This window comes from Kitasatospora sp. NPDC101801 (assembly GCF_044766665.1).
In the GTDB taxonomy this organism is placed as follows: Bacteria; Actinomycetota; Actinomycetes; order Streptomycetales; family Streptomycetaceae; genus Kitasatospora.
Genome location: NZ_JBIWML010000003.1, coordinates 115,419 through 139,813, shown reverse-complemented (window position 1 = coordinate 139,813; position 24,395 = coordinate 115,419). Strand labels below are relative to the sequence as shown.

The following is a 24,395-nucleotide window of genomic DNA, read 5'->3' as shown; positions in this document are numbered from 1 at the left end:
GGCCCCATCCCTTCTTCCGAGGAACGAAACCATGACCAGCACCACCGACCAGGCCCGGCAGATCCTGCCCGCCGAGGAGCGGTACGCCGCCGAACTCGCCTTCCTGGCCGCGCACGACGCCGGCCCCCGCCCGCCCGGCTGGGCGCTCACCCCGAACGCCGTGGTCACCTTCGTCTGCGGCAGCGCGGGCGAGGCGCTCACCCTGACCCCGGCCCGCCGCAAGGACGGCGGGCTGCCCGCCAAGCTGGTGATCGCCCCGAAGTTCGTCGGCGAGCGGGCCCTGGTGGAGCGCTGCGTGGTGACCCTGGCGGGCGAGCGCGGCCTGCTGCTGGTCGGCGAGCCCGGCACCGCCAAGTCGATGCTCTCCGAGCTGCTCTCCGCCGCCGTCAGCGGCACCAGCGAACTCACCGTGCAGGGCACCGCGGGCACCACCGAGGACGCCTTCCGGTACGGCTGGAACTACGCGCTGCTGCTCGCCCAGGGCCCGACCCCGCAGGCCCTGGTCGCCTCGCCGGTGCTCACCGCGATGCGCAGCGGCCGGGTGGCCCGGATCGAGGAGATCACCCGCTGCCTGCCCGAGGTGCAGGACGCACTGGTGTCGATCCTCTCCGACCGCCGGATCAGCGTCCCCGAGCTGGCCGGCACCCCCGACGCGACCGCGCCCGCCGCCCCCGGCTTCACCGTGATCGCCACCGCCAACCTGCGCGACCGGGGCGTCTCGGAGATGTCCGCCGCGCTCAAGCGCCGGTTCAACTTCGAGACCGTGCACCCGATCGCCGACGCCGCCGCCGAGACCGAGCTGGTCCGGGGCCAGGCCACCGCCGCCGTCCAGCGGGCCGGCGCCGCGTTCGGCGTCGACGACGCCGTGCTGGACGCCCTGGTGACGGTCTTCCGCGACCTGCGCACCGGCCGCTCCGCCGAGGGCTGGGACGTCGAGCGGCCCGGCACCGTGATGTCCACCGCCGAGGCCGTGCACGTCGCGGCCTCGCTCGGGCTGGCCCGCGCCTACCTGTCCGGCGGCGACGCGCTGGACCTGATGCCCGGTCACCTGCTGGGCGCCGTCCGCAAGGACGACCCGGCCGACCACGGCCGGCTGCTCGGCTACTGGGACGGCCCGGTGCGGCGCCGCGCCGAGGACGGCTCCGCGCTCTGGCGCCGCCTCTGGGACCTGCGGGAGAACCTGCGGTGACGACCACCCAGACCGACCCGCGCGACGCGCTGGCGGAGCTCACCGACCCGGCCCGGCCGTACCTGATCGGCGTCCGGCACCACAGCCCGGCACTGGCGGCCGTGGTCCCCGCCCTGCTGGCGGCGGCCGGCCCGGAGGTGCTCTGCGTCGAGCTGCCGGCCGACTTCCAGCGCTGGCTGCCGCACCTGGCCGACCCCGGCACCGAGGCGCCGGTGGCGCTCGCCGGGGCCGACGCCGACGGGCGGCTCGGCTTCTACCCGTTCGCGGACTTCTCGCCCGAGCTGGCGGCGATCCGCTGGGCCAGGGAGCACGGCGTCGAGGTGCTCTGCTGCGACCTGCCGCTGGGCGCGCCGGGATGGGCGGCCGACTCGTCGTCAGGTCCGGCGGGTCCGACCCGCTATGCGGACGGGCTCGCCGCCGCCGGTTCCGGCCGGGACGGCGACGACCTGTGGGACCGCAGCGTGGAGGTCCGCGCGCCGGGCAGTACCCCGGAGGCCGTCCGGCGGGCCGCACTCGCGGTCGGCTGGGCACTGCGCCGGGACACCGCCGAGATCCCGGCCCAGGACCTGGCGCGGGAGGCGCACATGCGCCGGGTGATCGCCCGGGCCGGGGCCGGCGGCCGGCGGGTCGCCGTGCTGGTCGGCGCCTTCCACGGGCCCGCCCTGACGGCGCCTCAGGACGACGGCCCGGAGGCCGGAGCGGAGTCCGGCGTCACCACCTCGCTGGTGCCGTACACCTTCGGGCTGCTGGACTCCCGCTCCGGCTACCCGGCCGGCATCCGCGACCCGCGCTGGCAGCAGGCCGTCCTGGCGGCCGGGGGCGACCCCGAGGCGGTGCAGGCCGCCGCCGCGCGGGCGATCACCGACGTCTGCCGCGAGCTGCGCGCCGCCGGGCACCCGGCCGGCACCGGCGAGGCCGCCGAGACGCTGCGGCTGGCCGGCGACCTGGCCCGGCTGCGCGGCCTGCCCGCCCCCGGGCGGGGCGAGCTGCTGGAGGCCGTCACCAGCGTGCTCGGCCAGGGCGAACCGCTCGGCCGGGGCCGGGCGCTGGCCCGCGCGCTGGAGACGGTGCTGGTCGGCGGCGAACGCGGCCGGACCGCCCCCGGCACCCCGCGCTCCGGGCTCGGCCCGGCCGTCGAGGCCGAGCTCGCCGAACTGCGGCTGCCCGCACCCGAGGACCCGGACTCCCGCGAGCTGCGGCTGGACCCGCTGCGCTCCCCGCTGGACCGCCGCCGGGAGACCCTGCTGCAGCGCCTCGCGGTGTGCGGCGTCGGGTACGGCGAGCCCGTCCAGGTGGCCGGCACCGGTGACGCCGCCGCGCTCACCACCCGCTGGCGGGCGTCCTGGACGCCCTCGGCGGCGGCCCGCCTCGACCTGGCGGGCGTCCGGGGCGTGACCGCCGAGCTGGCCGCCGCCGGCACGCTGCGCGAACACACCCGACAGCAGACCGCCGACGGCGGCCCGAGCTGCACCCAGCTGCTGGACGGGCTGCGCGCCGCGGCCGCCTGCGACCTGCCCCCGCTGGTCGCCGAACGCCTGGACGCCGCCGCCGAGTTGCTGCCCGCCTCCGCCACCCTGCCGGAACTGCTGGGCGCGCTGGACCTGTTGGAGGCCCTGCGCCGGGGCCACCTGCCCGGTACCACCGAGGCGGGCCGCGAGCAGGCCGCCGAGCTGGCCGTCACCCTGCTCGACGCGGCCGTCCGTGGCCTGCCCGGGCTGTCCGGCAGCGACGACCCGGGCGACGCGGCCGCCCTGGTAGCCCTCGCCACCCGGGCCGGCGAGCACCGGCTCGGCCTGCGGATGGACGCCGCCCTCGCCGAACTCGCCCGGACCGCCTCCCCGTTGCTGCAGGGCGCGGCCCTGGCCGCCCGGGTGCTGCTCGACCTGGACGACCCGGACCGGCTCGGCATCCGGGCGGCCGGCTGGGTCGACACCGCCACCCACCCCGACGCCCGCCGCCGGCTGGCCCGGCACCTCACCGGCCTGCTGACGGCCGGCGGCCCGCTGCTCCAGTACGCGCCGACCGCGCTCGGCCCGCTGCTGGAGCGCGTCGACACCCTGCCCGACCAGCAGTTCCTGGACCGGCTGCCCGCACTGCGGGCCGGCTTCGACGCCCTCAGCCCGGCCGCGCGCGGCCGTCTGCTGGAGACCGTCACCGAACAGCTCGGCGAGCGGCCCGACCTCACCCTGACCGCGTCCCCCGGGCTGCTCGCGCTCTGGACGGCTGCGGACTCGGCCGCGTCCGCCGCCCTGACCGCCCTCGGCCTGGGCACACCTGCCTCTCCCGGCGCAGAAGTTGACGCTCCGACAGCGCCGGCCCCCCGCCCGGAGACCTCCGGCACCGCCCTGCTCGCCCCCGCCGACCGCTGGCGGCTGCTGCTCGGCCGGGAGCCCGAACGCCTGCCGGACGGCGCCCGCCGTTACGCGAACGCGCTGGACGAGCTGTACGGCGCGGGCCGGGGCGAGGGCGCCGGCGACTTCACCGGCGGTCCCGGCGGCGGGCAGGACGCGTCCTTCCCGTCAGCCCGCGACTGGGCGGAGGAGTTGCAGGCCCTGTTCGGGGCCGAAGTCCGCGAGGAGGTGCTCGGCAGCGCCGCCGAGGCCGGCCGGGCCGACGTGCTGGCCGAGCTGGACCCGGCCTCCGTCCGCCCCTCGGTGGAGCTGCTGACCTCCGTGCTGAACCTGGCCGGCGGCCTGCCCGAGCAGCGCCTCGCCACGCTCCGGCCGCTGGTCCGCCGCCTGGTCGAGGAGCTCGCCCGCGAGCTGGCCACCCGGCTGCGCCCCGCCCTGAGCGGTCTGGCCACCCCGCGCCCGACCCGCCGCCCCGGCGGCCGGCTCGACCTGCCGCGCACGCTGCGCGCCAACCTGGCGCACACCCGGCGGCTGCCGGACGGCCGAACGGTCGTGGTGCCCGAACGCCCGGTCTTCAGCACCCGCTCCCGCAAGGAGGCGGACTGGCGGCTGGTGCTGGTGGTCGACGTGTCCGGCTCGATGGAGGCGTCGGTCATCTGGTCCGCCCTGACGGCGGCCGTGCTCGGCGGGGTGCCGACCCTCTCGACACACTTCCTGGCGTTCTCCACCGAGATCGCCGACCTGACCGAGAAGGTGGACGACCCGCTGTCGCTGCTGCTCGAGGTCCGGGTCGGCGGCGGCACCCACATCGCCAAGGCGCTCGCCCACGCCCGCTCCCTGGTCACCGTGCCGAGCCGCACCCTGGTGGTGGTGGTCAGCGACTTCGAGGAGGGCGCCCCGCTCGGCGGCCTGCTCGCGGAGGTCCGGGCGCTGGCCGGGTCCGGGGTGCACCTGATGGGCTGTGCGGCCCTGGACGACACCGGCAACGCGCGCTACTCGGTGCCGGTCGCCAAGCAACTCGTGGCGGCCGGCATGCCGGTGGCCGCGCTCAGCCCCCTCGCCCTCGCCCGCTGGGTCGGCGACCGACTGCGCGGAGAGAACCGATGACCCCCGACACCGAGGCGGCCGGTCTGCCGCCCGTCACCCCCGCACTGCTCGCGGCCGCCGTGGAGTCGCTCACCTCCCGGCTGCGCAAGAAGCTGGACGCCACGGTCGGGCAGTACGCCGAACTGCCGGTGGTGGCAGGCGCGGACGGGCTGACCGTCCGCTGCGGCGAGGACGCCGTGGTCACCCTGACCTCCGGCCCGGACGGCGTGATCACCGAGGACGGGCAGGCGCGGTGCAGCTGCCTGCTCGCGCCGCGCTGCCTGCACCGGACCGCGCTGCTGCACTGCTGCCCGCTCGCGGACGCCGCCCCCGTCGCCGTCGAAGCGCCGCCGGCCCCGGCGGAGCCGGAGCCCGCCGCCGCGGCAACCGCCGCCCAGGTCAGGGCGGCTGACGCCCTGTGGACGGCCGCGGCGGCCGTGCTGGCCGCCGGACTGCCCGCCGCCGGAGCCGTCCCGCAGGCCGAGCTCCTGCGGGCGGCGCACACCGCCCGGCTGGCCGACCTGCACCGGGCCGAGGCCGCCGCCCTGCGGGTGGTCCGGGGCCTGCGCAGCGCCCGGGCCCGCCGGGACGGCCACCGGCTCACCGACCTGACCGCCGCGCTGCGCGAACTCCTGCTCACCACCGCCCTGGTACGGACCGGGCGCGGCGACGCCGCGCTGCTCGGCACCGCCCGGCGGGCCTACCGGGCGGGCGGCGCTCTGCGGGTGCACGGCGTCTGCCGGGAGCCGGTGCTGACCGCCACCGGGTACGCGGGCGTGGTCACCCACCTGCTGGACGAGGAGGGCCGGTGGTTCTCGGTCGCCGACGTCCGCCCCGGCGGGCCGTCCCGGGCCAGGGGAGCGGGCACCGCACCGGTCTCGGTCGGCGCCGCCGCCCTGGACCACGCCCAACTCTCGCGCGGCGGCCTGCTGGTGTCCGGGGCGACCGCCTCGGCGGACGGCCGGCTCGGCTCCGGGCGCGGGGTGAAGGCCAACCCGCTGCCGGGGCTGGCCTGGACGGCCGGCCCGTTGGCCGCGCTGTTCGCCCGCCCGCTGGCGGGCGCCGCCGCCGAACGCCTCGGCGACGGCCCGCCGGCCGACCCCGAGGACGACCACCTGCTGCAGCAGCCGGTCGGCGCCGACCTGGTGGTGCTCGGAGCGGCCGGCGACAGCGTGCTCGCCCAGCAGCTCGGCGGCACGGGCCCGGTGGTCCGGCTGGCCCCCGGACACCCGCACGCCGAGCTCGCCCACACCGCCAACCTGGTCCGGCTCGCCGCCCACCCGGGCACCGAGCTGCGGGTGCTGGGCCGGATCGACCCCGACCGGGCGGCCACCCTGCGGGTGCTCGCGGTCGGCCCGGTGCCCGGCTCGGACCGCACGCTGCGGCTGCCCGCCGCCTGGCAGGGCCGGGCGGACCTGGGCTACGACCTGCTGCTCGGGGCGCACTTCCCGCTGACGGCCGAGCCGCCCCGGCCGGTGGCGGTCGCCGACCCGCTGGCCGACTCCCCGCTCTGGCGGGTCCGGCGGCTGGTCGAACTCGGGGTGGCCGGCGGCCGCCGCGCCGTCGCCGAGTCCGCCCGCACCGGCGGAGCCAGGACCGACGCCGCCACGCTGACCCGGACGGGCTTCCACGGCGCGGCCGCCCGCACCACCGAGCTCGCCGCCGCCGCCGACCGGCGCGGCCGGGACGTGTTCGGCCGGCTCACCGAGGGCGGGGCCGACGCGTACGCGGAGAGCTGGCTCGCCGCCTCCGTCCACCTGACCGCCGCCGAGCGGGAACTCGTCCGCGCCACCTGGCGCGGCCGGGAGGAGGAGGGCAGCTGACCGCCGCGCCCCGCGACCCGGCCCCGCGCGGGGCGCGGCCGGGAAAGTCGAACACTCTTGGCAACCTTCCCGGCAGCTCGGACGTGTGAAGCCCGTGAGTCAAGAATCCGAGGACGCCGCCTACGCGGCCTTCGTCGAAGCCGCCTGGCATCGACACCTGCGTACGGCGACACTGATCACCGGCGACCCGCACCGGGCGGAGGAGCTGCTCCAGGACTGCCTGGTGAAGCTCTACCTGCGCTGGGGCAGGCTGTCGGCCGGTGAACCGCACGCCTACCTGCGGCAGATGCTGGTCAACGGCAACGTCAGCCGGTGGCGCCGACTGCGCGGGGAGCACCTGACCGGCGACCTGCCGGAGAGCCCGCAGCACCGGAACGACCCGCTCGGTGACCGGTTCGACGACAGCGACGCGCTCCGGCGCGCGCTGCGCACGCTGCCCGCGCGGGCCCGGGCCGTGGTGGTCCTGCGCCATGTCGAGGACCTGTCCGAGAAGGAGACCGCCGCCGTGCTGGGCTGCTCGCTCGGCACCGTGAAGAGCCAGAACGCCCGGGCCATGGTCCGCCTGCGCGCCGCGCTGCGAGAGAACGAAGAGGTCGCACGATGACGCGGGACGACGAACGGACGGTCCGTGCCCTGCGGGGTCTGGCGGACCGTCAGGAGGAGTTCGGCCCGGTGCCGGTGGCCGAGCTGCTGCACCGGGGCCGCCGGGCCCGACGGCTGCGGACGGCCACCCGGACGGCGGCCGGGGCGGGCTGCCTGGTGCTGGCCGCCGGGGTGCTGCTCGCCGTCCGCCCGGCCGCCCCCGACCCGCTGCCCGCACCGCCGGCCGGCCCGACCCGGACGGCCACGCCCGACCCCCCGCAGCAGAGCACGCCGCCCACCGACGCGCCGCCGTCGGACGAGGCACTGCTGGGCCTGCTGAAGGCCTCGCTGCCCGCCGGCACGTTCAGCGAGCTGCGCGGCCCGATCGGGTGGGCCGCCGGGTCGGGAGGCCGGTGGATCAGTGTGCGCTACGACGACGGGACGGGTGCGGGCCAGATGTCGGTGTCGGTGGTCCACCGCGCCGCCCAGGCGAAGGCCGACGGCCCCGAACTGAGCTGCCCGGACCCGAAGATCGACCCGTACGAGGCCTGCCGGACCGGCACGCTCTCCGACGGCACGGTGGTCAGGACACTCCGGACCCCGCTGTACGGCATGGGCCGGGACGGCTACACCGAGGCGTCGGTGGTGCTCGCGGGCAAGGACGGCCGGCTCGTCGTCCTGAAGGCGAACAACGCCACGGTGAGCAAGACGGAACCGCTGACCCGCACCACACCACCGCTGACCACCGATCAGCTGACGGCGGCGGCGCAGGCGGACGGGTGGGACGGCGTGGTGGCCGCACTGCCCGTCAGCACCGCGCAGCAGTCCCGGACGCCCGGGATCCCGGGGGAGCAGGTCCTCGCCACCGCCACCGCGCTGCTCCCGGCCGGCCTCACCGCCGCCGAGCCCGGCACGGCCGACCCGGGCACGGGTGGCCTCGGCTACGCCAACTTCACCGTGGCGGACGCCCAGGGCCCGAGCCTGGTCGAGATCGTCCTGCAGGACCGGCGTGCCGACCTGCAGAGCGCCCCCGACCCAGCCTCCGGCTGGCAGATCCTGCCGGACGGCACCCGGATCCGGGACCGCGAGGAGCCCCGCGAACCCGGGCGCCGGCTGGTCGAGGCACTCCGGCCGGACGGCCTGTGGATCATGGTGGTGGGGTACGCCAGCGGCCGGCTCAAGCAGCCGGCGACCCGTCAGGAGCCGCTGCTGACCATGGAGCAGCTGAGGGCCGTCGCGCTCGGGCCGGCCTGGAAGCTGCCCGGCTGAGCGCGTCCGTCCGGGGCCGGCCGCCGCAAGCGGCCGGCCCCGGAGGGCTCCGGGCCGCGGGCTCACCGGAGGCGGGCGGACTCGTCGACGTGCAGGGTGAAGACGTCCGGGCGGGCGTAGTGGCCGACGGAGTCGAAGTCGAACCGGGCCCGGGCCAGGTCGTCGAGGTCGAGCTCGGCGGTCAGGATGCCCTCGCCGTCGCGCAGCGGACCGGCCAGCACCTCGCCGAGCGGCGAGACGATCACCGAGCCGCCACCGATCAGGACGGTGTCCGGCGGGTCCTCCCCGCCTGCGGTCAGGTCGGCCGGCAGGTTGTCGCGGCGCAGGTACTGACCGGCGCTCAGGACGAAACAGCGGCCCTCCAGGGCGACGTGCCGCATGGTCGCCTGCCAGGCGTCCCGGTCGTCCACGGTCGGCGCGCACCACAGGTCGACGCCCTTGGCGTACATCGCCGTGCGGAACAGCGGCATGTAGTTCTCCCAGCAGATGGCCGTCCCCAGCCGGGCGCCGCCGACCTCGACGACCGGGAGCGTCGCGCCGTCGCCCTGACCCCACAGATACCGCTCCGCGGCGGTCGGCATCAGCTTGCGGTGCAGCCCCAGGTAGCCGTCGGGGCCGAACAGCAGCGCCACGCAGTACAGGGTGGCGCCGCGCCGCTCCACCGCGCCGACCACCGCGTGGCACCCCAACTCCCGGGTGGTGGCGGCCAGTTCGTCCACCTCCGGGCCGGGGACGGCGATCGCCGCGGCGTGGTAGCGGCGGAAGAGTTCGCGGCCGGCCGGGGTGCGGCTGCCGACCGTGACGCCGAAGTCCAGACCCTTGGGGTAGCCCCCGAGGAACGCCTCGGGCAGCACCACCACCTCGGCGCCGTGGTCCAGCACGGCCGCGCGGAGCAGTTCCCGGGCCCGGGCCACCGCGGCGGGCGTGTCGAACAGCGGGGCGCCGGCCTGCACCACGGCGGCCGTCAGCGTGCGGCGGGTCATGCCCGCCGGCCCAGGAGGCTCCGCAACCGCCGGGTGAGCAACCGGGTGACGCTCATGACCGGGCCACCTCGATCCGTACGGAGTCCAGCAGCCGCTCGGCCTTGGCGGCCGCCGAGGCCGCGTCCGGCGCGCCCACCGCGATCGCCCCGTGCCGGTCGAGGTTGGAGCCGACCGGGCCGATCCGGCTGCCGACGGAGAGCGTGCAGGTCGCGGCCAGCACGGCGGGGTCGCCGGCCGCCTCGGGCCAGCCGTCGATCGAGGAGACGACCCCGGCCGGCGGGGCCAGGAAGCGTACGGCCGCGCCCCGTTCGGCCCGTACGGGCAGCGCGGCCGGCTCCGCGCCGAGCAGGTCGTCCAGCCAGCGGCCGTACAGGTCGAGGGCCGGGTGGCACCACTCCAGCATCGCGTGGATCCAGTCGCCGCCCTGGCGGGCGTGGGCCTCGCCCAGCACCACGCCCTCCCGGGTGAGCCAGCACTCGACGTGGAAGTGGCCGCGCCGCAGGCCGATCGCCCGCAGCGCGGCCGTGACGGCGGCGACGATCTCGGCCTCCTGGTCGGCCGGCAGGTCGGCGGGCAGCACATGGCCCATCTCCACGAACGCACCGGCGGCGAGCGTCTTCGCGGTGACGGCCAGGACGTGCGGGGTGCCTTCGCTGAACAGACCCTCCACGCTGAACTCGCGGCCGTGCACGAACTCCTCGACCAGGACCAGCCCGTCCGGGTCCTGCGCGGCCCGGAACGCGGCGGCCATCGACTCCGGGTCCGCGACCCTGGTCACGCCCTCGCTGCTGGAGCCCCGGCGGGGCTTGACCACGACCGTGGGGCCGTGGGCCCGCAGGAAGTCCGCCGCCTCCTGCTCGGTGGCGCAGATCCGCAACCGGGGCTGCCGGAAGCCGTGCCGCCGAAGATGCTCGCGGCACTCGTCCTTGGTGCGGACCAGCTGCACCGCCTCCGGCGGGTTGCCCGGCAGCCCGAGCTGCGCGGCCACCGAGGCGACGCTGAGCGCCGCGTACTCGCGGTACCCGACGACCGCGTGCACCGGGGAGTGCCGGGTGTACCGCGCGGCCCACGCCCGGCAGGCCGCCGGGTCGGCGAAGTCCAGCTCGTGCACCTCGTCGGCGAGCGCGGTCAACTCCGGGGCGGCGGCCAGGTTCTCCCGGGTGTCGGTCAGCACCACCCGCGCGCCGCGCTTGCGGAACTGGTCCATCGCCCGGTCGCAGATGTCACGGACGAAGCCGGACTCCCTGGGCGCGGCGCCCCCGATCACCAGTACGGTCGGCATCGCGTTCTCCTTCTCTCGTGGGTGCGGGAACGGTCGGGGCGAGCGGCCGGCGGGGCCGGGCCTCGATCCGGGTGAACAGCGCGGCGAGGACCACCAGCGCTGTGATCAGCACCGCGCTCAACGGCCTGAACCGGTCGCCGAACAGCACCTGTGCCAGGTACGTCAGGCCGGGGTGGGTGGTGAGCAGCAGCATGGTGATCACCGGTGCGCAGCGCTGCGCACCGATCTGGAGCAGGTACAGCGGGACGGCCACCCCGGCGAGCGCCGTGGTCGCGGCGGCGCCGAGGGACAGCCCGTGGCCGGTCGGGCCGCCGTGCAGCAGCAGGAGCGCGCCGGCCAGCAGGTAGGTCAGGTGGAAGCGGTGTGCGGTGACGACCACCGGGTCCACGCCGAGGCCGCCCAGCTTCCGCGAGATGGTCGCCAGGACGGCCGCGCCGAAGCCGGACAGCACGGCCAGGGCGGCTCCGCCGAGCAGTTCGGGCCCGCTCGCACCGAGGTCGCCCGACCCGGTGCAGGTGGCGATCACCAGGGAGAGCGCGAGCAGGGCGCCGGCCCGCAGCCAGCCGGCCCGCCCCGGTCCGTCTGCCGGCACCGGTCCACCGGTCCGCCGCACGGCGCCCAGGACGGCGACGGCGAGCGGACCGACCCCGGCCATCAGGCTCGCGGCGAGGGCGGCCGGCACCCAGGCCAGGGCCAGGAAGTACCCGAGGAAGGTCAGCGCGCTGGCCAGGTTCATCCCGTACAGCAGTCGCCGGACCTCGGGGTCCCGGAGCGCGCCCCGGCGGCGGCCGCGCAGCAGTGAGGTCAGCCCGAAGGCCACGGCGGTGGTGAGGAACGCCAGGAACGAGAAGAGCAGGCTGGCGGCCGGGTCGAGCCGGCCGGAGAGGAAGCCCTCGGCCCCGGCCTGGAGCAGGACGGAGACGGCGATGAGGACGATCGGCACCGGGGATCAGTCCTGTGCGGCGAGGCGGTAGAACGCCCCGCCGTCTTCCAGGTCGTGGAGGACGCCGAGCGCGTGGGCCAGCAGGTCCTCGTCCTCGTGCACCAGGTAGGCGATGCCGCCGGCCCCGGTGGTGAGGTACCGGTCGGCGATCGGCTGACCGATCTCGGCCAGCCGGTCGATGCTGTGGAAGCCGGGCAGCCGGCGCAGGATCCGGGCGCCGTCCACGGCCCGCACCACCCCGGGGCGGTCGGAGCGGAGGAAGACCTTGGCCACCGTCCGGGCCGCCAGGTAGGGCAGTTCGAGCCGCAGCGCGAACTCCTCGGGGCGCAGGAAGCGCTCCACCACCAGGTGCTGGTGGCTGTAGCCGAAGGCGGCGTGGTACGGGTCCGGCGCCAACGAGGGCCCCATCACCCGGGAGTTGACCTCGACCAGGCGCGGCCCGGCCGGGGTGAGCATGACCTCGGTGTGGGCGGCGCCCTCGCGGATGCCCAGGGCGTCCAGGCAGTTGAGCACGTAGGCCACCAACTCGGCTTCCGCCGCGTCGAGTTGCGGCCGGGAGATGATGTGGCGGAGCACCGGGGCGCCGTCGACGTGGTCGATCCGCTCGGCGTACACCTCGCTCACCAGGTGGCGGCCCTCGATGCTCACGGTGTTCACGATGTACTGGGTGCCGGTCAGGAACTCCTGGACCAGGACCTCGTGGTTGACCTCGCCCATCAGGTTCTTCCGGTCGACGATCGACCGGAAGGCGGCCAGCGCGGTGGCCCGGTCGGGACAGATGGTGCAGCCGTCGCTGCCGGCGCTGTCGCGCGGCTTGACCATCACCGGGAAGCTGCTGTCCCACCAGGCGAGCAGCTCGATCAGTTCGGCCTCGTCGCGCACCGAGGCGGTGCGCGCGGCGGGCACCCCGGCGCTCTCCAGCGCCCGGACCATCAGGTCCTTGTCGCGGCGGGCGGCGGCCTGCTCCGGCCGGTGGTGGGGCAGGCCGAGCCGGACGGCGAGCTCGTCGGCGAGCAGCACGCCGTACTCGCTGGCGGCGATGACGGCGGCCGGGCGCAGTCCCGCCAGCACCTCGATGGTCTTGGCCGGGTCGTCGTGCAGCAGGGTGTGCGGGGAGGTGTCGGCGTCGTACGCGTGCCGGAGCGAGGCGTCGTACAGGTGCAGGCACTCGGCGCCCTCCTCCCGGAACGCCTCGGCCAGCGCCTTGCCGGTGGAGACGGGATTGACGAGAACGAACATCATGCGGGCCTTCCGGTGACGGTGGGTGCGGGTACCTGGTACCCGGCCCGGAGCAGTTCGCCGGCCACGTCGGCGGCCTGACGGGCGGCGGTGTTCAGGTAGTTGACGATGGCGGCCCGGGGGTGCGAGGCGGCGCCGAGCACCCAGATCCGCTCGGGTTCGCCGGTGTGCGGGTCGCAGACCCGCAGGTCGGCGGAGATCTCCGGCTCGGCACCGGCCGAGGCCGACGCCGGGTCGGAGTGGAGCAGCAGGGTGCCGTCGGGCAGTCGGCGCAGGGTCGGCTTGTGGTAGCCGGCCGCGCAGACGATGTGGTCCATCCGCTCGGTGCGGCCATCCGCCCAGTGCACCAGCCAGCCCGGGCCGTCCTCGGCCGGGGTGACGGCCTCCGGCAGTCCGGGGGCGATCGCCAGGGTGCCCCGGGTGAACTGGTCGAGCAGCAGCCGGGCGTTGCGGGCCGGGATGGAGGAGATGTACCGCGAGATCAGGGTGCGGTAGCGCCCGAGGATCGCGGTGCGGGTGCGGACCGGCCAGGCAGAGGTGCTGTCGTTGATCGCCTCGATGATCTCGGCGATCGCGTCCTGCCAGGGCACCTGGCCGGACTCGGCGAGCCGCAGCTCCTCGGCCAGCCGGTCGGCGGGGGCGGCCGCCCCGCTGGTCTGGGTGCGCAGCGCGGCGCCGGCGCCGGCCCGGCCCACCGCCGAGACCACCAGGCGGGCCGCCGCGAGGTCGAAGTCCGGGGAGTTCGGGGCGAGCCGTCGCCAGGAGACCGGATCCAGCACCGGACGGGCGGGCCGGCTGAGCCGGGTCCGGACGGCGGGCAGCCGGCCGGAGGGCGAGGCGAGCACCACGTGCCGCCCCGGCCGGCCGAGCACGAGCGTCGCGTCGATCGCCGCGAGCTTGCTGCCCAGCACCAGGACCCTTGCGGTGCGCGGCAGTTCGCGCAGCCGTCGGACCGGGTACGGCGAGCTGCTGAGGTCGGGATGGCCGAGGTGACGGCGGACCAGCTCGGGGACGACCGGCTGGTCGAGGCCGAGGCAGAGGAAGACGTCGGTGGCCGCGAGTCTGCTCCCGTCGTCGAGCACGACGGTGTGCCCGCCGCCCTCGCCCGGGCCGACGGCGGTGCCCCGGGCCCGGTGGTGCCGGACCCGGACGCCGGACTGCTCGACGATCCGACGGTACGTCAGATACCTTTCGCGGCAGTACTGGCCGACCAGGTAGCGCGGGACGAAATGGTCCCGGTGGACCGGCCAGCCGCGCGCGGCCAGGTAGGCCAGCAGGTCGGACTCGCCGCCCGGCCGCAGCGAGGTGACGTCCACCGAGGTGTTGCAGAGCAGCAGCGGGTCGGTGGTCCCGAAGGCGGTGCCCAGCCCGATCGGGTTGGGGTCGACCACGGTGATGGAGCTGATCCCGGGGGCGGTCGCCAGCGCGGTGAACATGGTCACCCCGCTGGCGCCGCCGCCGACGATCACGGCGTGCTTCCCCATGGCTCAGCCCGCCACGCGGTGCGAGACGGTCTCGCACAGCCAGTGGGCGAACTCGGGCGTCCGCAGCAGCTCCGAGTGGCCGCCCGGGAACTCCCGGGCGGAGCAGCCGCCGGAGGTGGCGCCGGCCCAGGCCGCGAGGCCCCGGGCGGAGGCCAGCGGATCGTCCGCGCCACGGACGGCGAGGACCGGGCAGCGCACCGCGGGGAACTCGGTCGCGGTGGTGAACTCCCGCAGCAGCCGCAGGTCCTGCATCGCGGTGTCGACCACGATCTCCCGCCACTCGTCGGCCTCGTCCGGCAGCAGGTCGGGGGCGATGCCTTCGAGGTAGGCGACCGCGTCCGGGTGGCTGAGCGTGGGCGCCTCCGGCACCGTCAGCAGAGCGGGCGCGTCGGCGCCCACCACCACCAGGCCGGTCACCTCGACCCCCTGCCGCTCCAGCTCCCCTGCGGTGGCCCAGGCGGCGTACGCGCCGAAGCTGTGGCCGACCAGGACCAACCGGTCCGGCCGGTGGCGCACCGCCTGCTCGACGCAGGACCGCACCACCTCGGCGAAGCACCCCGCCGCCCGGCCGAAGTCCCGGCCGAACCTCCCCGGGTACTGCACGAGCCGGGCGGACGGGCCCAACTCGGCGATCAGACACCGCAGTTCGGTGCCGAAAGATCCCGCACCGGGGAATACGAGCACACTCGGGCTCTCCGGACTCACCCGTTCCTCCTCCTGTTCCGACGACGTGTGACGACCTGGGCGACGGCACGGCTCACGTCAGAGCCCGAGTCCGAGCTCGTCCATCACCATGGCAATGCTGATCAGGCTGAGCCTGAAGTCCCACTTGTCCGCGCCGCTCTGCCCGGGGACGGCCTCCAGGCTGCCCGGGGTGAAGATCCCGGTGGCCTCGACCAGGCCCTGCCAGTCGCCCCAGGTCCGGGCGTCGACGACCGACCGCAGGTCGTACGCGGTGAAGCCGTGCTTGCCGCGTTGCAGCACGGAGTCCGGGATGACGCCCTGGTAGGCGGACTTGAGGCAGGCCTTGCCCTCGAAGTCGGCCACCTTCGCGCTGTCGCCGGTCTGCAGGGCGAGCGAGACCACCGCGTTCCCGAGGAACGGGTAGCGGCCCTCGATCGAGCTCTTCATGACCATGCTGTCGCCGTGGTCGCCCAGCAGGTGGCCGGCCAGCTGCACGTACACGTCGGAGACGGAGCGCAGCTGCATCGGGGTGAGCAGCCGGGTCTCCTGCTCGGAGAACGGGATCAGCCTGGTGCGCCAGAACTCCTCGCCCACCAGCGCCTCGCGGGCCGCCGGGGCCAGCAGCTCGCGGCGCCGGCCGACCTTGCGCCAGTCCACCTCCCAGCTGAAGTCGGCCCGGCCCCAAGCCTGTTCGTTCTCCGCGCAGGCGCTGCGGGTGGACCGGACGGCGCTGTCGAAGGCGTAGGAGTCGTAGCCGAAGAACAGCTCGTCCGCTCCCTCGCCGGAGAGCACGCCCTTGACGCCGCCGGCGCGTACGGTGTCGGCGAGCAGCATGGCGGCCACGTTGTAGGTCTCGCGCTGCGGGTAGCAGCAGTGCCTGACCATCTCCTCGAACCGCGCGGCGATGTCGGTGGGCCGGCACAGGATCTGCTCGTGCTTGCTGCCGACCTGCCGGGCCACCTCCCGCTGGAAGCCGCCCTCGTCCAGTGACGGGTCGTCGAAGACGACCGAGAAGGTCCGGATCGGCCGGTCCGACTGGGCGGTCGCCTCGGTGACGATCGCGGTGGAGTCGAAGCCCCCGCTCAGGTAGGCGCCGATCTCCACGTCGGCGTGCAGCCGGTCCCGGATCGAGGACTGCAGCCCGGCCCGCAGGGCCTCTCCGGAGACCGGTTCGGCGGCGGGGGCGAACTCGCCGTAGCGCCAGTAGCGGACGGTCTCCCGGCTGCCGTCCGGTCCGAACCGGACGGCGCAGCCCGGCGGCACCGCGCTCACGCCCTGCACCAGGGTGCGCGGTGCGACCACGTTGCCCAGCGCGAAGTACTGGTCGACCGCGCCGAGGTCGACCTTCCAGGACCGGTCCAGGCTCCGTACCAGCGGCTTGAGCTCCGAGCAGAAGGTCACGTCGGAGCCGGCCGCCGCGTAGTACAGCGGGCAGACGCCGAACCGGTCCCTGGCCAGCAGCAGGGTGTTCTCGGCCCGGTCGAAGACGACCGTGGCGAACTGACCGTCCACCAGGTCCAGGCCCTGGATGCCGTACCGGGCGATCAGTTCCGGGACGACCGACACGTCGACGGCGTTGCCGTGCCGGTCGGCGCCGACCTTCTCGCGCAGCGCCCTGGCGTTGTAGACCTCGCCGTTGGTCATCGCCACGTACCGGCCGCTGCGGTCCTCGGCGGGCTGCCAGCCGTCGGTCAGGCCGGTCATGCCGAGCCGGCCGAGCTTCGCGGAGAGGGTCTCGGTGTTCAGTGAGTAGGTCTCGTCAGGTCCCCGGTGGACCAGCCGGTCGTGCATGGCGGCCGCGATGCCGCGATCGACCCGGCCGGTGGGGGAGTAGGTTCCGCACACACCACACATCGCGGTCACGCACTCCGTTCGCGCAGCTCGTCGACGAGCGTCCGCAGGCTCTCCGCCCGCAGGACGTCGCGGACACCGACGGCCATCCAGCCGAGTTCCTTGAGCTTCCCGACCAGGATCACGGTGGAGGCGGAGTCGCCGCCGAGGTCGAAGAAGTTGTCGTCGAGGGCGGCGTCGTCGACACCGGTGAGCCGGCGGACCAGGTCGAGGACCTGCTCCTGCGGCGTGCCGGCCGCGGCCGCCTCGGGTGCGGCCCGGCGGCCCGCGCGCAGCGCCTCGCGGTCGACCTTGCCGTTGCGGGTGTACGGCATCGCCTCGATCCGCTGGATCACCGAGGGGACCTTGTAGGGGTCGAGGACCGCCTCCAGGTGGGACCGCAGCTCCCGGGAGGAGGCGGTGCCCAGGTAGTAGCAGACCAGCGCGTCGGCGGCGGAGTCGTCACCGCTCTCGTGCGACTCGGCGGTGACCACCGACTCCACCACGCCGGCCAGCCGGCAGGCGGCGCTCTCCACCTCGCCCGGGTCCAGGCGGTAGCCGCGGACCTTGAGCTGACGGTCCAGCCGCTCGACGAAGTGCACCTGCCCGTCGCGGAGTTCGACGATGTCGCCGGTCGGGTAGACCCGGTCGGCCCGCTCGTCGAGGAACGGCCGTACGCCGTCCGGCGTCAGGTAGCCCACGGCGACGCTGTCGCCGGTGATGACGAGTTCGCCCCGGGTCGCCGGGGAGCCGGCCGGCCCGGTCAGCGGGCGGATGTCGTACCCGCAGTCGCCGACCAGGTCGCCGAGCGGCACGGACTCCCGGCAGCGCTCAGGGTCCAGCGGCTCGCTGAGGAAGTTGCAGACGGTGGTCTCGGTGAGCCCGTAGGCGTTGTGGAACTTCGCCACCGGCGACCACTTCCGCAGGACGGCCTGCCGGCAGGCGCCGCCGCCGTTGACGACGTGCCGCAGTGCCATCGCGCCGCTCGGCGCGGTGGCGGTCAGCGCGAACGGGGTGGTCTTCAGGTGGGTGATCCGGTGCGTCTCCAAGGTCCGCTGGAGGACGGCTCCCGGCGCCAGGTGCTCCTCGCCCAGGATCACCAGGCAGGCGCCCGAGGTGAGGGTCCAGAGGATCTCGGTGATGCACCCGTCGAAGGTGAGGCGGGCGAACTGCAGGGTGCGGGACCGGGTGTCCAGCTCCAGGCGGCGCACGTGGTCGCGGATCATCGGCACCAGCGGCTCGGCGCGCACCAGGACGCACTTGGGCTCACCGGTCGATCCCGAGGTGTGGATCGCGTAGCCGAGCGTCCCCCGGTACCGCGCCAGGTCCGCCGGTGCCTGCCGGGGCCCGTCCCCGTCCTGCCACTCGGCCGGTACCGCGCCGAGCCGCGGGGCCGGCCCGGCGGCGTGGTCGGCCGCGACCACGTTGATGCCGAGGGAGGACACCTTGCGCCGGTTCGACGCCGCGCTGTCGCGCGGGTCGATGAAGACGAACGGGCGGCCGGCGGTCAGCGCGCCGACCATGGCGACGATCGAACCCGAGGTGCGGCTCGCCTCGATGCCGACGAACTCGTCCGGTGCGGTGAGCGATTCGAGACGCGAGGCGAAATCGCGGACGTACTCGTCGAACTCCCGGTAGCTGATCGCGCCCGCGGTGGTCTCGATGGCACTGCCGTCGGGATTGTCCTGGACGGCGCGTGCGATCGCGTCGACTACCGATATCTGCTGGACAGTCACGTACTCAACCCTTTTCAGCGATGGTCTTGGCGAATTACCGCACGGTGTGGACGAGCGTTCCCACGCCCTCGACGACGGCCTCGACGGTGTCGCCGGAACTGATCACGGCGGCGCCCGGAGTACCGGTGCAGATGACGGTTCCCGGCGTGAGGGTGCGACCGGCGGAGAAGTACTCGACCAGATATCCGAGGTCGTACTTCATGTCCGAGACCGGCGCGGAGGAGACCACCGCGCCGTTGCGGACGGTCGTGACACGAATCGCCCGGAGCGCCGCGTCGTCGAACTCGTCCAGCGTCACCAGCTGCGGCCCGACGCTGCAGAAGGTGTCGAATCCCTTGGCCCACGGAATGTAGCGGGGGTTCTCCCGGATCACGTCCTCGGCGGTCAGGTCGAGCACGGCGGTGACGCCCGCGACGACCGAGCGCCAGTTCGCACGCGACACGTTCTTGCACTCGGTGCCGATGACCAGGCCGAGTTCGGCCTCCGCGGTCACCCGCTTGCTCTGCGAGGGCAGTTCGATCTGCTGCCCGTTGTCCATCAGGCAGCCGCGCGGCCGCAGGTAGGAACCCGGGCCGGAGGCGGGCTGGTCGGTGTTCAGGTCCGCCGAGTGGCCGCGGTAGTTCAGGCCGGCGCCCCAGATGTCGCCGGCGTCGGCGACGGTCGCGGCGTCCTCGAACCCGACCTCGACCCGTCGGTCGGCGGGCTGGGCGGCGATCAGGGCGGCGAGTTCGCTCAGCCGCGCTCCGTCCAGCAGGTCGGTGATCCGGGCCGGGGCCCGGTATCCCTCGATGGCCGAGAGCGGGATCCAGCTGCCGTCCTGGCCGGCCACGATCTCCTGGCCGGTGGCGGTGTTGACTCGTGCGATGCGCATGTGTTTCCCCGTGGCTGGTGGTTGAAGGACCGTCAGACGGTGACGAGGCCCTGGGAGATCCGCTCGGCGGCCGCCCGGATGTGGTTCTTGCCGACGCTCTGCCCGGCCAGGCCGAGCGCGATCTCCATCAGCGGGGCCGGGTCGACGGTGAGCTCGGCGCAGAGCTCCTGGATGAGCGGGAAGTAGCCCGAGTGGATGCCGATGACGCCGCCGAGGACCTGCATGTTCCGGTCCTCGGGGAGCAGCTCCAGGCTGGTGCGGCAGAACTCGGCGAGCCGGGCCAACTGCTTGTAGTCGTACCGGTGGTTGCCGGCCATGTTGAGGATGCCGGCCAGCGATTCGGTCTCCGCGTTGCCCGCGCCCCGGCCGATGCCGTCCAGGGTGCCGTCGACGATGGCGGCGCCGGCCTCCAGGGCGGCGATGCTGTTGGCGTTCGCCATCCCGAGGTTGTCGTGGCCGTGGAAGCCGACCACCGGGAAGCACTCCTTGGCGACCTCGACGTAGCGGTGCACGTCGGTGGGGAGCATCGAGCCGTAGGAGTCGACCACGTACAGGCCGGCCACGGCGGGGGTGACCCCGCGCAGCAGTCCGGGCAGCTGGGCGGCGGGCGTGGCGCTGGTCTTCATCAGGTTGAGGTAGACCTCGCCGCAGATCTCGGTGGCCCGCTCGATGTAGTCGAGGTGCTCGGGCACCTGGTCGGCCTCCAGGCCGATCCGGACGAACGACATGCCCTGGTCGACGAGTTCCCGGAGGGTGCTGAGCCGGCTGAAGCCGGGCTGGGCGAACATGCCCCAGTCGGTGTCCGGAAGTTCGGCGCGGGCCATCTCGCACCAGCGGTCCAGCTCGATGTTGCTCGCCCTGATCCCGGAGCGCTCGGCCTCGTAACCGAGACCGTGGCCGATCTCCACCTTTCCGATGGAGGTCTCGTTGAGTTTGCCGAGGAGCTCGGTGACGAACTTCTCGTCGAGCTGGAAGTCGACGGCGTAGGAGCCGTCGCGCAGGGTCGCGTCGAGGATCTCGCTCGACGGGGCTGGGGACAGCGAGACGGGAATTGCAGACATGTCCGTCCTCCGTAGCTCTGTGGTGTGCCAGATGGGAGATGAATTCGGTCGGCTCCTGCAGGAATGCGCCGGCGTCGGCCATGCGGGCATGGCGGTGCGGCACAGAGGGAGTTCGGCTGCAGAAGATCCCGATCTCGGTCTCGATCGGGAGGAAGGGAGGGTGGGACCACCGCCGCGCGACCACCGGCAGTCCCGTGCCGGGTATGCGCAAGCAATCTGGGTCCGTGCCGAAATGCCTCAGTCCCCCCTGGGGCACCGGCCACCTCGCCTGGCGGTCGACTATGCCTCAGGAACCGATGGAGATCAACGCCGATCGGCGCGACGGAGAGCCGACATGCGCGCTTCTGTCCGACTTGGATCAGGCGCGCCGATGACATGATCCGGCCACCGCAGCAGCCCGGCCGCGCTCCGGCCGGTGGCGGATCGTCACAGGTCAGACCGACAACCGGGGTGCCGGACGGGGGCCCTGACGGGCGGTCCGGGGAGTCTCCGAAACGGAAATTCGCGCGGTCGGAGGCCGGCTTCCGACGTCTCGCATGCTGAGATGGGGTGCTCGGTGAACGAAACCTGAATCGCTGGACATCGGACGAACACCTGTGTTTGGCTACCGGCCGAGAGCTCGCGCCACCCCGGATGAGCTGCCCGGCGACACTGCCCGGGCCCCCGGGGACGAGCGGTCGATACTGTCCACCATGTGAGACGCGACCGTTGGCCGGCGCCTTCGTCCACCCACATCCGGCCCCGATCCGAGGGGCCTCGACGACTGGAACCAGCTGCCTTCCTGGGGCCTGGCAGCCAGGAGGAGATGTCATGAGTGCGTCCATTTTGAGCGATCTGCGGAAGGCCCTGCCGGAGCACGACGTGCCGGCCGTCCAGGAGTGTGCGACCACGCTGCTGGAGGCACTGCCCCGGCCGGACGAGCTCGGGCAGAACACGGTGATGGTCGCCTACGGCGGCGGCAAGGACAGCTCGTACGCGCTGGCCTTCGTCCGCGCGGTGCACCTGGCCGTCGCCGAGCGGCACGGCACCACCTTCAAGCTCCGGGTGGCGACCATGCGGCACGGCGGGATGCCGTACCAGGTGATGCTGAACATCGACCGGTGCTACCGGGCGCTCGGGCTCTACGACGACCCGGACGTCGAGCTGCTGCTCATCGAGGGCGGCCAGGTCCGCCCGTTCGACCGGGACCGGAGCATGCCGCACCGGCTGATCGACTTCAACCGCATCGACATGCTGATGTCGGGTCACCGGACCTACGGCGACGGCCGGGCCACCTTCTGCAACGCCTGCAACCTCAACGTCGCGGACTCCTTCGGTGTCGCCGCAGGTCACGGCGGGGGAGTGGACCTGATCATCACCGGCGACTCGCCCCAGGAGCAGCGCGACTACGCCCTGTGGATCCGTCAGCTGGCGCGCAGCGCCGGCCTGAAGCCGGCCGAGGGGCGGAAGGGCTTCCAGGGCACCCTGGAGACGCTGAACTCGCTGGCCAAGGCCTACTTCCAGGAGATCCACGGCCTGGACAACCCGGAGCGGATCGCCGCCCGCGGCGTGGCCTCGAACATCTCCACCGCGCTGCAGTTCTACTCGATCTACGACTACACCAGCTACGCCTCGGGGGCGCACTGGAGCCTGCTGACCGACTTCCTGGGCTTCGTCTTCGACGAGATCGCGTTCAACTTCACCGAGTCCGACTGCGTGAACCCGGCGCTGATGGCACACCTGCGCGGGCTGCGCACCGAGCGGGTCTACAAGCGCTCGTACGGCGAGGGCATCGGCCAGTACGTGGACTTCGGCATCGAGTTGATGCGCCGTAAGCACTTCCCGGAGCACCTGGTCGAGGAGATGGAGCGGCGCTACGCCACCGAGGCCGGGGTCGAGTCGATGCGCGAGCAGGCCACTCGGTACGGCGAGGACGCCTTCGGGCTCGACACCACCCAGCTGGTCTGCATGGTGTACTCGCCGTTCGCCGGGCGGGCGGCCAACCTGCACGAGTTCCTGGTCCAGGAGTACCCCGAGCTGCTGGAGGCCGAGGACCGGATCCGGGAGGTGCTGGCCGGCGCCACCGACCGGGCGCTCGCGGCCCGCCTGGAGCGGATCAGCGGGCTGAGCCTGACCGACCTGCAGGCCCTGCACGACGGCGCGCTGTGGTCGGCGGCCACGGACATGTCCGGCCTGCCGGGCGTCCTCCCGCAGGTCATGATCACCGACCCGAACCAGAAGCGGATCAGCGCCAAGCGCAACCCCGCCGGCGACGAGGTGCCGGACCGGGTCTCCGGCCGCTGACAACACCGGGAAGGGCGGGGCGACATGGTGTCGCCCCGCCCTTCCGGCTTCCCGCAGGATCACACCCGGGGCGGGCTCACCGGCACGGCCGCGGCGTCCTCGGGCAGCGGGAGCCCGAGCAGCACGTGCAGCGCCTCGAGGAACGCGGCGCGTTCCGACGCCCCGATCGCGCCGCCGCGCCGGACCGCCTTCGCCAGCGTCGCGACGGTGCCGAAGGCGGCCGGGAAGTCCGCCGCCGCCAGCGCCTCGCGGAGCTTCACGGCGTGCTTGGACTCGGCCTCCTCCGGTGCCCCGGCGGCCCCGGCGGCAGCGGCGTGATCTGCGGCGATGCGTGCCACCTGGTCGCCGAGCTGGGCCTTGACCGACACCGTCTCGTCGGTGCGGCCCGCCACCAGCAGGGCGCCGGTCAGCCACTGCTCCTCGACGCCCTGCGCCGAACCGACCCGGGCCACCGGCAGCACCGCGACCGGCGGGTGCGCCACCTCCAGGTCCAGCGCCAGCAGCCGCAGCCACAGCAGGTCACCGGCGACCGCCTCCGAGGCCGCGACCAGGGTGCGCCGCCCGGCCGCGTACCCGGCCACCGCGTCCAGCAGCGGCGCGGCGTCGACCACCACCGGCACGCCCTCCGCCGCCTCGGTGAGACTGCGGGCCCGCAGGGCCGGCGCCCAGCGCAGCTCGCCCCCGGGATCGGCGGTGAGCACGGCGAGCGGGATCCGGCCGAGCGAGACGGACTCGGCCGGCTCGGCGTGCCCGGCCGCCGTCAGGTCGTCCAGGTAGACCTGCATCGCGGCCTCGTACGACAGCCCGTCCACCCGGCTGCCCGCCCGCACCGCCACGCCGCTCCTGACCACCGGCGGCACCGGCCAGCCGGCCGGGTCGGCGCCGGGTTCCCGCTCGGCGAGGCCGAAGCGGACCGGCAGGCCGACGGCGCGCGCGAACTCCAGATCGGCCGCCGAGTGCGCCGGATTGACGATCACCGCACCGGTGCCGAACTCGGGCCTGGCCCAGTCCGCGACCCAGACCGGCAGCAGGTCCCCGTGCAGCGGGTGGTGCACGAACCGCCCGCTGAAGTAGGGGCGTTGGCGTACCTCGGTGCCGGCCAGCGCCTCGTGGTCCGGGTGCACCACGGCCGCGCAGGCGGCGGTGAACGGCGACCAGTCGGTGGTGAACGTGCTGAGCGCCCCGCCGCCCGGCCCGCCGGTTTCGGGATCGGCGAACGGCAGCCGGATCAGGGCGCCCCTGCTGCGGCGCAGCGCCTTCTGCTGCTTGGCGTCCACCCGCGCACCCCAGGACGGGGCGCGGCCGGTGGCCACCGCGCTCAGCGCGGCCGCCGAGGGCACGTACGACAGCGTCCACGGCCCGGCCGTCTCGTCCGCCGCGCTCACCGCGATCCGGCCGGTCCCGGCCAGGGCGCGGAGCAGGTCGACGGCGGTCGCGGGCGGCCCGGACGGCTCGGTCGCGGGCGGTGCGCCGAGCCGCCCGGCGGCGGCCGCGACGGCGCCCAGACGGCGCTCGTGCAGGTCGTCGACCGGCACACCGATCGTCAGAACATGGGTGGTCACAGGGGGTTCTCCTCCGAACGTCTGCAGGAACAAGCGGGCATGCTAGCCCGTTCGTCGACGGATCGGCGCAGTTCCGGAGCGGTCCGGCGGAGGAGTCAAGAACGTACAAGACGTGGCGGCCGGCACAGGGCACGGTG

17 protein-coding genes are annotated in these 24,395 nt (G+C 74.6%); 6 read left to right on the top strand and 11 right to left on the bottom strand.

Annotated features, from left to right (window positions below; genetic code table 11):
• The first annotated feature begins 31 nt into the window (after positions 1-31).
• The 5 genes from ACIRPK_RS06870 (at position 32) to ACIRPK_RS06850 (ending at position 8,300) form a co-directional block, all read left to right on the top strand.
• Positions 32-1,189, top strand: coding sequence for an AAA family ATPase (locus ACIRPK_RS06870; RefSeq protein WP_403034051.1), 1,158 nt, complete (start codon positions 32-34; stop codon positions 1,187-1,189).
• Positions 1,186-4,647: a DUF5682 family protein gene (locus tag ACIRPK_RS06865; RefSeq protein WP_403034048.1), complete on the top strand. Its 3,462-nt coding sequence runs from the start codon at positions 1,186-1,188 to the stop codon at positions 4,645-4,647. The genes ACIRPK_RS06870 and ACIRPK_RS06865 overlap by 4 nt, the downstream gene beginning before the upstream one ends.
• Positions 4,644-6,449 carry a hypothetical protein gene (locus tag ACIRPK_RS06860; protein WP_403034045.1) on the top strand — a complete coding sequence of 602 codons (1,806 nt, stop codon included), beginning with the start codon at positions 4,644-4,646 and terminating at the stop codon, positions 6,447-6,449. The genes ACIRPK_RS06865 and ACIRPK_RS06860 overlap by 4 nt, the downstream gene beginning before the upstream one ends.
• Positions 6,450-6,543: 94 nt before the next feature.
• The gene (locus tag ACIRPK_RS06855; RefSeq protein WP_403034042.1) at positions 6,544-7,053 is read left to right on the top strand and encodes a SigE family RNA polymerase sigma factor; all 510 of its coding nucleotides are present in this window, start codon (positions 6,544-6,546) and stop codon (positions 7,051-7,053) included.
• Positions 7,050-8,300, top strand: coding sequence for a hypothetical protein (locus ACIRPK_RS06850; RefSeq protein ID WP_403034039.1), 1,251 nt, complete (start codon positions 7,050-7,052; stop codon positions 8,298-8,300). Before ACIRPK_RS06855 ends, ACIRPK_RS06850 begins: the two co-directional genes overlap by 4 nt.
• A 62-nt stretch (positions 8,301-8,362) precedes the next feature.
• Here ACIRPK_RS06850 and ACIRPK_RS06845 read toward each other — a convergent pair whose 3' ends face one another.
• The 10 genes from ACIRPK_RS06845 to ACIRPK_RS06800 are packed head-to-tail and all read right to left on the bottom strand — an operon-like array spanning position 8,363 to position 20,413.
• On the bottom strand, positions 8,363-9,283 hold the full coding sequence (locus tag ACIRPK_RS06845) for a nitrilase-related carbon-nitrogen hydrolase (RefSeq protein WP_403034037.1): 921 nt from the start codon (positions 9,281-9,283) through the stop codon (positions 8,363-8,365).
• A 52-nt stretch (positions 9,284-9,335) separates the two neighbouring features.
• Entirely contained in the window at positions 9,336-10,565 is a 1,230-nt protein-coding gene (locus tag ACIRPK_RS06840) for an ATP-grasp domain-containing protein (RefSeq protein ID WP_403034035.1), read from the bottom strand.
• Complete coding sequence (locus tag ACIRPK_RS06835) at positions 10,507-11,508, bottom strand: hypothetical protein (RefSeq protein ID WP_403034033.1); 1,002 nt, start codon at positions 11,506-11,508, stop codon at positions 10,507-10,509. Before ACIRPK_RS06835 ends, ACIRPK_RS06840 begins: the two co-directional genes overlap by 59 nt.
• 6 nt (positions 11,509-11,514) lie before the next feature.
• Positions 11,515-12,750, bottom strand: coding sequence for an ATP-grasp domain-containing protein (locus tag ACIRPK_RS06830; RefSeq protein ID WP_403034031.1), 1,236 nt, complete (start codon positions 12,748-12,750; stop codon positions 11,515-11,517).
• Positions 12,747-14,231, bottom strand: coding sequence for an FAD/NAD(P)-binding protein (locus ACIRPK_RS06825; protein ID WP_403034029.1), 1,485 nt, complete (start codon positions 14,229-14,231; stop codon positions 12,747-12,749). Before ACIRPK_RS06825 ends, ACIRPK_RS06830 begins: the two co-directional genes overlap by 4 nt.
• Before the next feature lie 3 nt (positions 14,232-14,234).
• Positions 14,235-14,936: a thioesterase II family protein gene (locus ACIRPK_RS06820; RefSeq protein ID WP_403034026.1), complete on the bottom strand. Its 702-nt coding sequence runs from the start codon at positions 14,934-14,936 to the stop codon at positions 14,235-14,237.
• Between the two features lie 57 nt (positions 14,937-14,993).
• Entirely contained in the window at positions 14,994-16,769 is a 1,776-nt protein-coding gene (gene asnB, locus ACIRPK_RS06815) for an asparagine synthase (glutamine-hydrolyzing) (RefSeq protein WP_403034496.1), read from the bottom strand.
• 5 nt (positions 16,770-16,774) lie between these two features.
• A complete protein-coding gene (locus ACIRPK_RS06810) occupies positions 16,775-18,481 on the bottom strand; it encodes a non-ribosomal peptide synthetase (RefSeq protein ID WP_403034023.1) in 1,707 nt (568 codons plus the stop codon).
• A 34-nt stretch (positions 18,482-18,515) separates the two neighbouring features.
• Entirely contained in the window at positions 18,516-19,352 is an 837-nt protein-coding gene (locus ACIRPK_RS06805) for a fumarylacetoacetate hydrolase family protein (protein ID WP_403034020.1), read from the bottom strand.
• 32 nt (positions 19,353-19,384) lie between these two features.
• The gene (locus ACIRPK_RS06800) at positions 19,385-20,413 is read right to left on the bottom strand and encodes a hypothetical protein (protein ID WP_403034018.1); all 1,029 of its coding nucleotides are present in this window, start codon (positions 20,411-20,413) and stop codon (positions 19,385-19,387) included.
• 810 nt (positions 20,414-21,223) lie between these two features.
• Between ACIRPK_RS06800 and ACIRPK_RS06795 the strand changes: the two genes are divergently transcribed.
• Positions 21,224-22,696: a PqqD family protein gene (locus ACIRPK_RS06795; protein WP_403034015.1), complete on the top strand. Its 1,473-nt coding sequence runs from the start codon at positions 21,224-21,226 to the stop codon at positions 22,694-22,696.
• Positions 22,697-22,755: 59 nt separating this feature from the next.
• Here ACIRPK_RS06795 and ACIRPK_RS06790 read toward each other — a convergent pair whose 3' ends face one another.
• Positions 22,756-24,258, bottom strand: a complete 1,503-nt coding sequence (locus tag ACIRPK_RS06790) for a hypothetical protein (protein ID WP_403034012.1) — start codon at positions 24,256-24,258, stop codon at positions 22,756-22,758.
• Between the last annotated feature and the right edge of the window lie 137 nt (positions 24,259-24,395).

Coding starts and splice junctions, on each gene's coding strand:
- ACIRPK_RS06795 (WP_403034015.1), top strand. CDS start 21,224: ATGAGTGCGTCCATTTTGAGCGATCTGCGGAAGGCCCTGCCGGAGCAC.
- ACIRPK_RS06845 (WP_403034037.1), bottom strand. CDS start 9,283: ATGACCCGCCGCACGCTGACGGCCGCCGTGGTGCAGGCCGGCGCCCCG.
- ACIRPK_RS06800 (WP_403034018.1), bottom strand. CDS start 20,413: ATGTCTGCAATTCCCGTCTCGCTGTCCCCAGCCCCGTCGAGCGAGATC.
- ACIRPK_RS06850 (WP_403034039.1), top strand. CDS start 7,050: ATGACGCGGGACGACGAACGGACGGTCCGTGCCCTGCGGGGTCTGGCG.
- ACIRPK_RS06860 (WP_403034045.1), top strand. CDS start 4,644: ATGACCCCCGACACCGAGGCGGCCGGTCTGCCGCCCGTCACCCCCGCA.
- ACIRPK_RS06825 (WP_403034029.1), bottom strand. CDS start 14,231: ATGGGGAAGCACGCCGTGATCGTCGGCGGCGGCGCCAGCGGGGTGACC.
- ACIRPK_RS06830 (WP_403034031.1), bottom strand. CDS start 12,750: ATGATGTTCGTTCTCGTCAATCCCGTCTCCACCGGCAAGGCGCTGGCC.
- ACIRPK_RS06870 (WP_403034051.1), top strand. CDS start 32: ATGACCAGCACCACCGACCAGGCCCGGCAGATCCTGCCCGCCGAGGAG.
- ACIRPK_RS06805 (WP_403034020.1), bottom strand. CDS start 19,352: ATGCGCATCGCACGAGTCAACACCGCCACCGGCCAGGAGATCGTGGCC.
- asnB (WP_403034496.1), bottom strand. CDS start 16,769: ATGTGTGGTGTGTGCGGAACCTACTCCCCCACCGGCCGGGTCGATCGC.
- ACIRPK_RS06840 (WP_403034035.1), bottom strand. CDS start 10,565: ATGCCGACCGTACTGGTGATCGGGGGCGCCGCGCCCAGGGAGTCCGGC.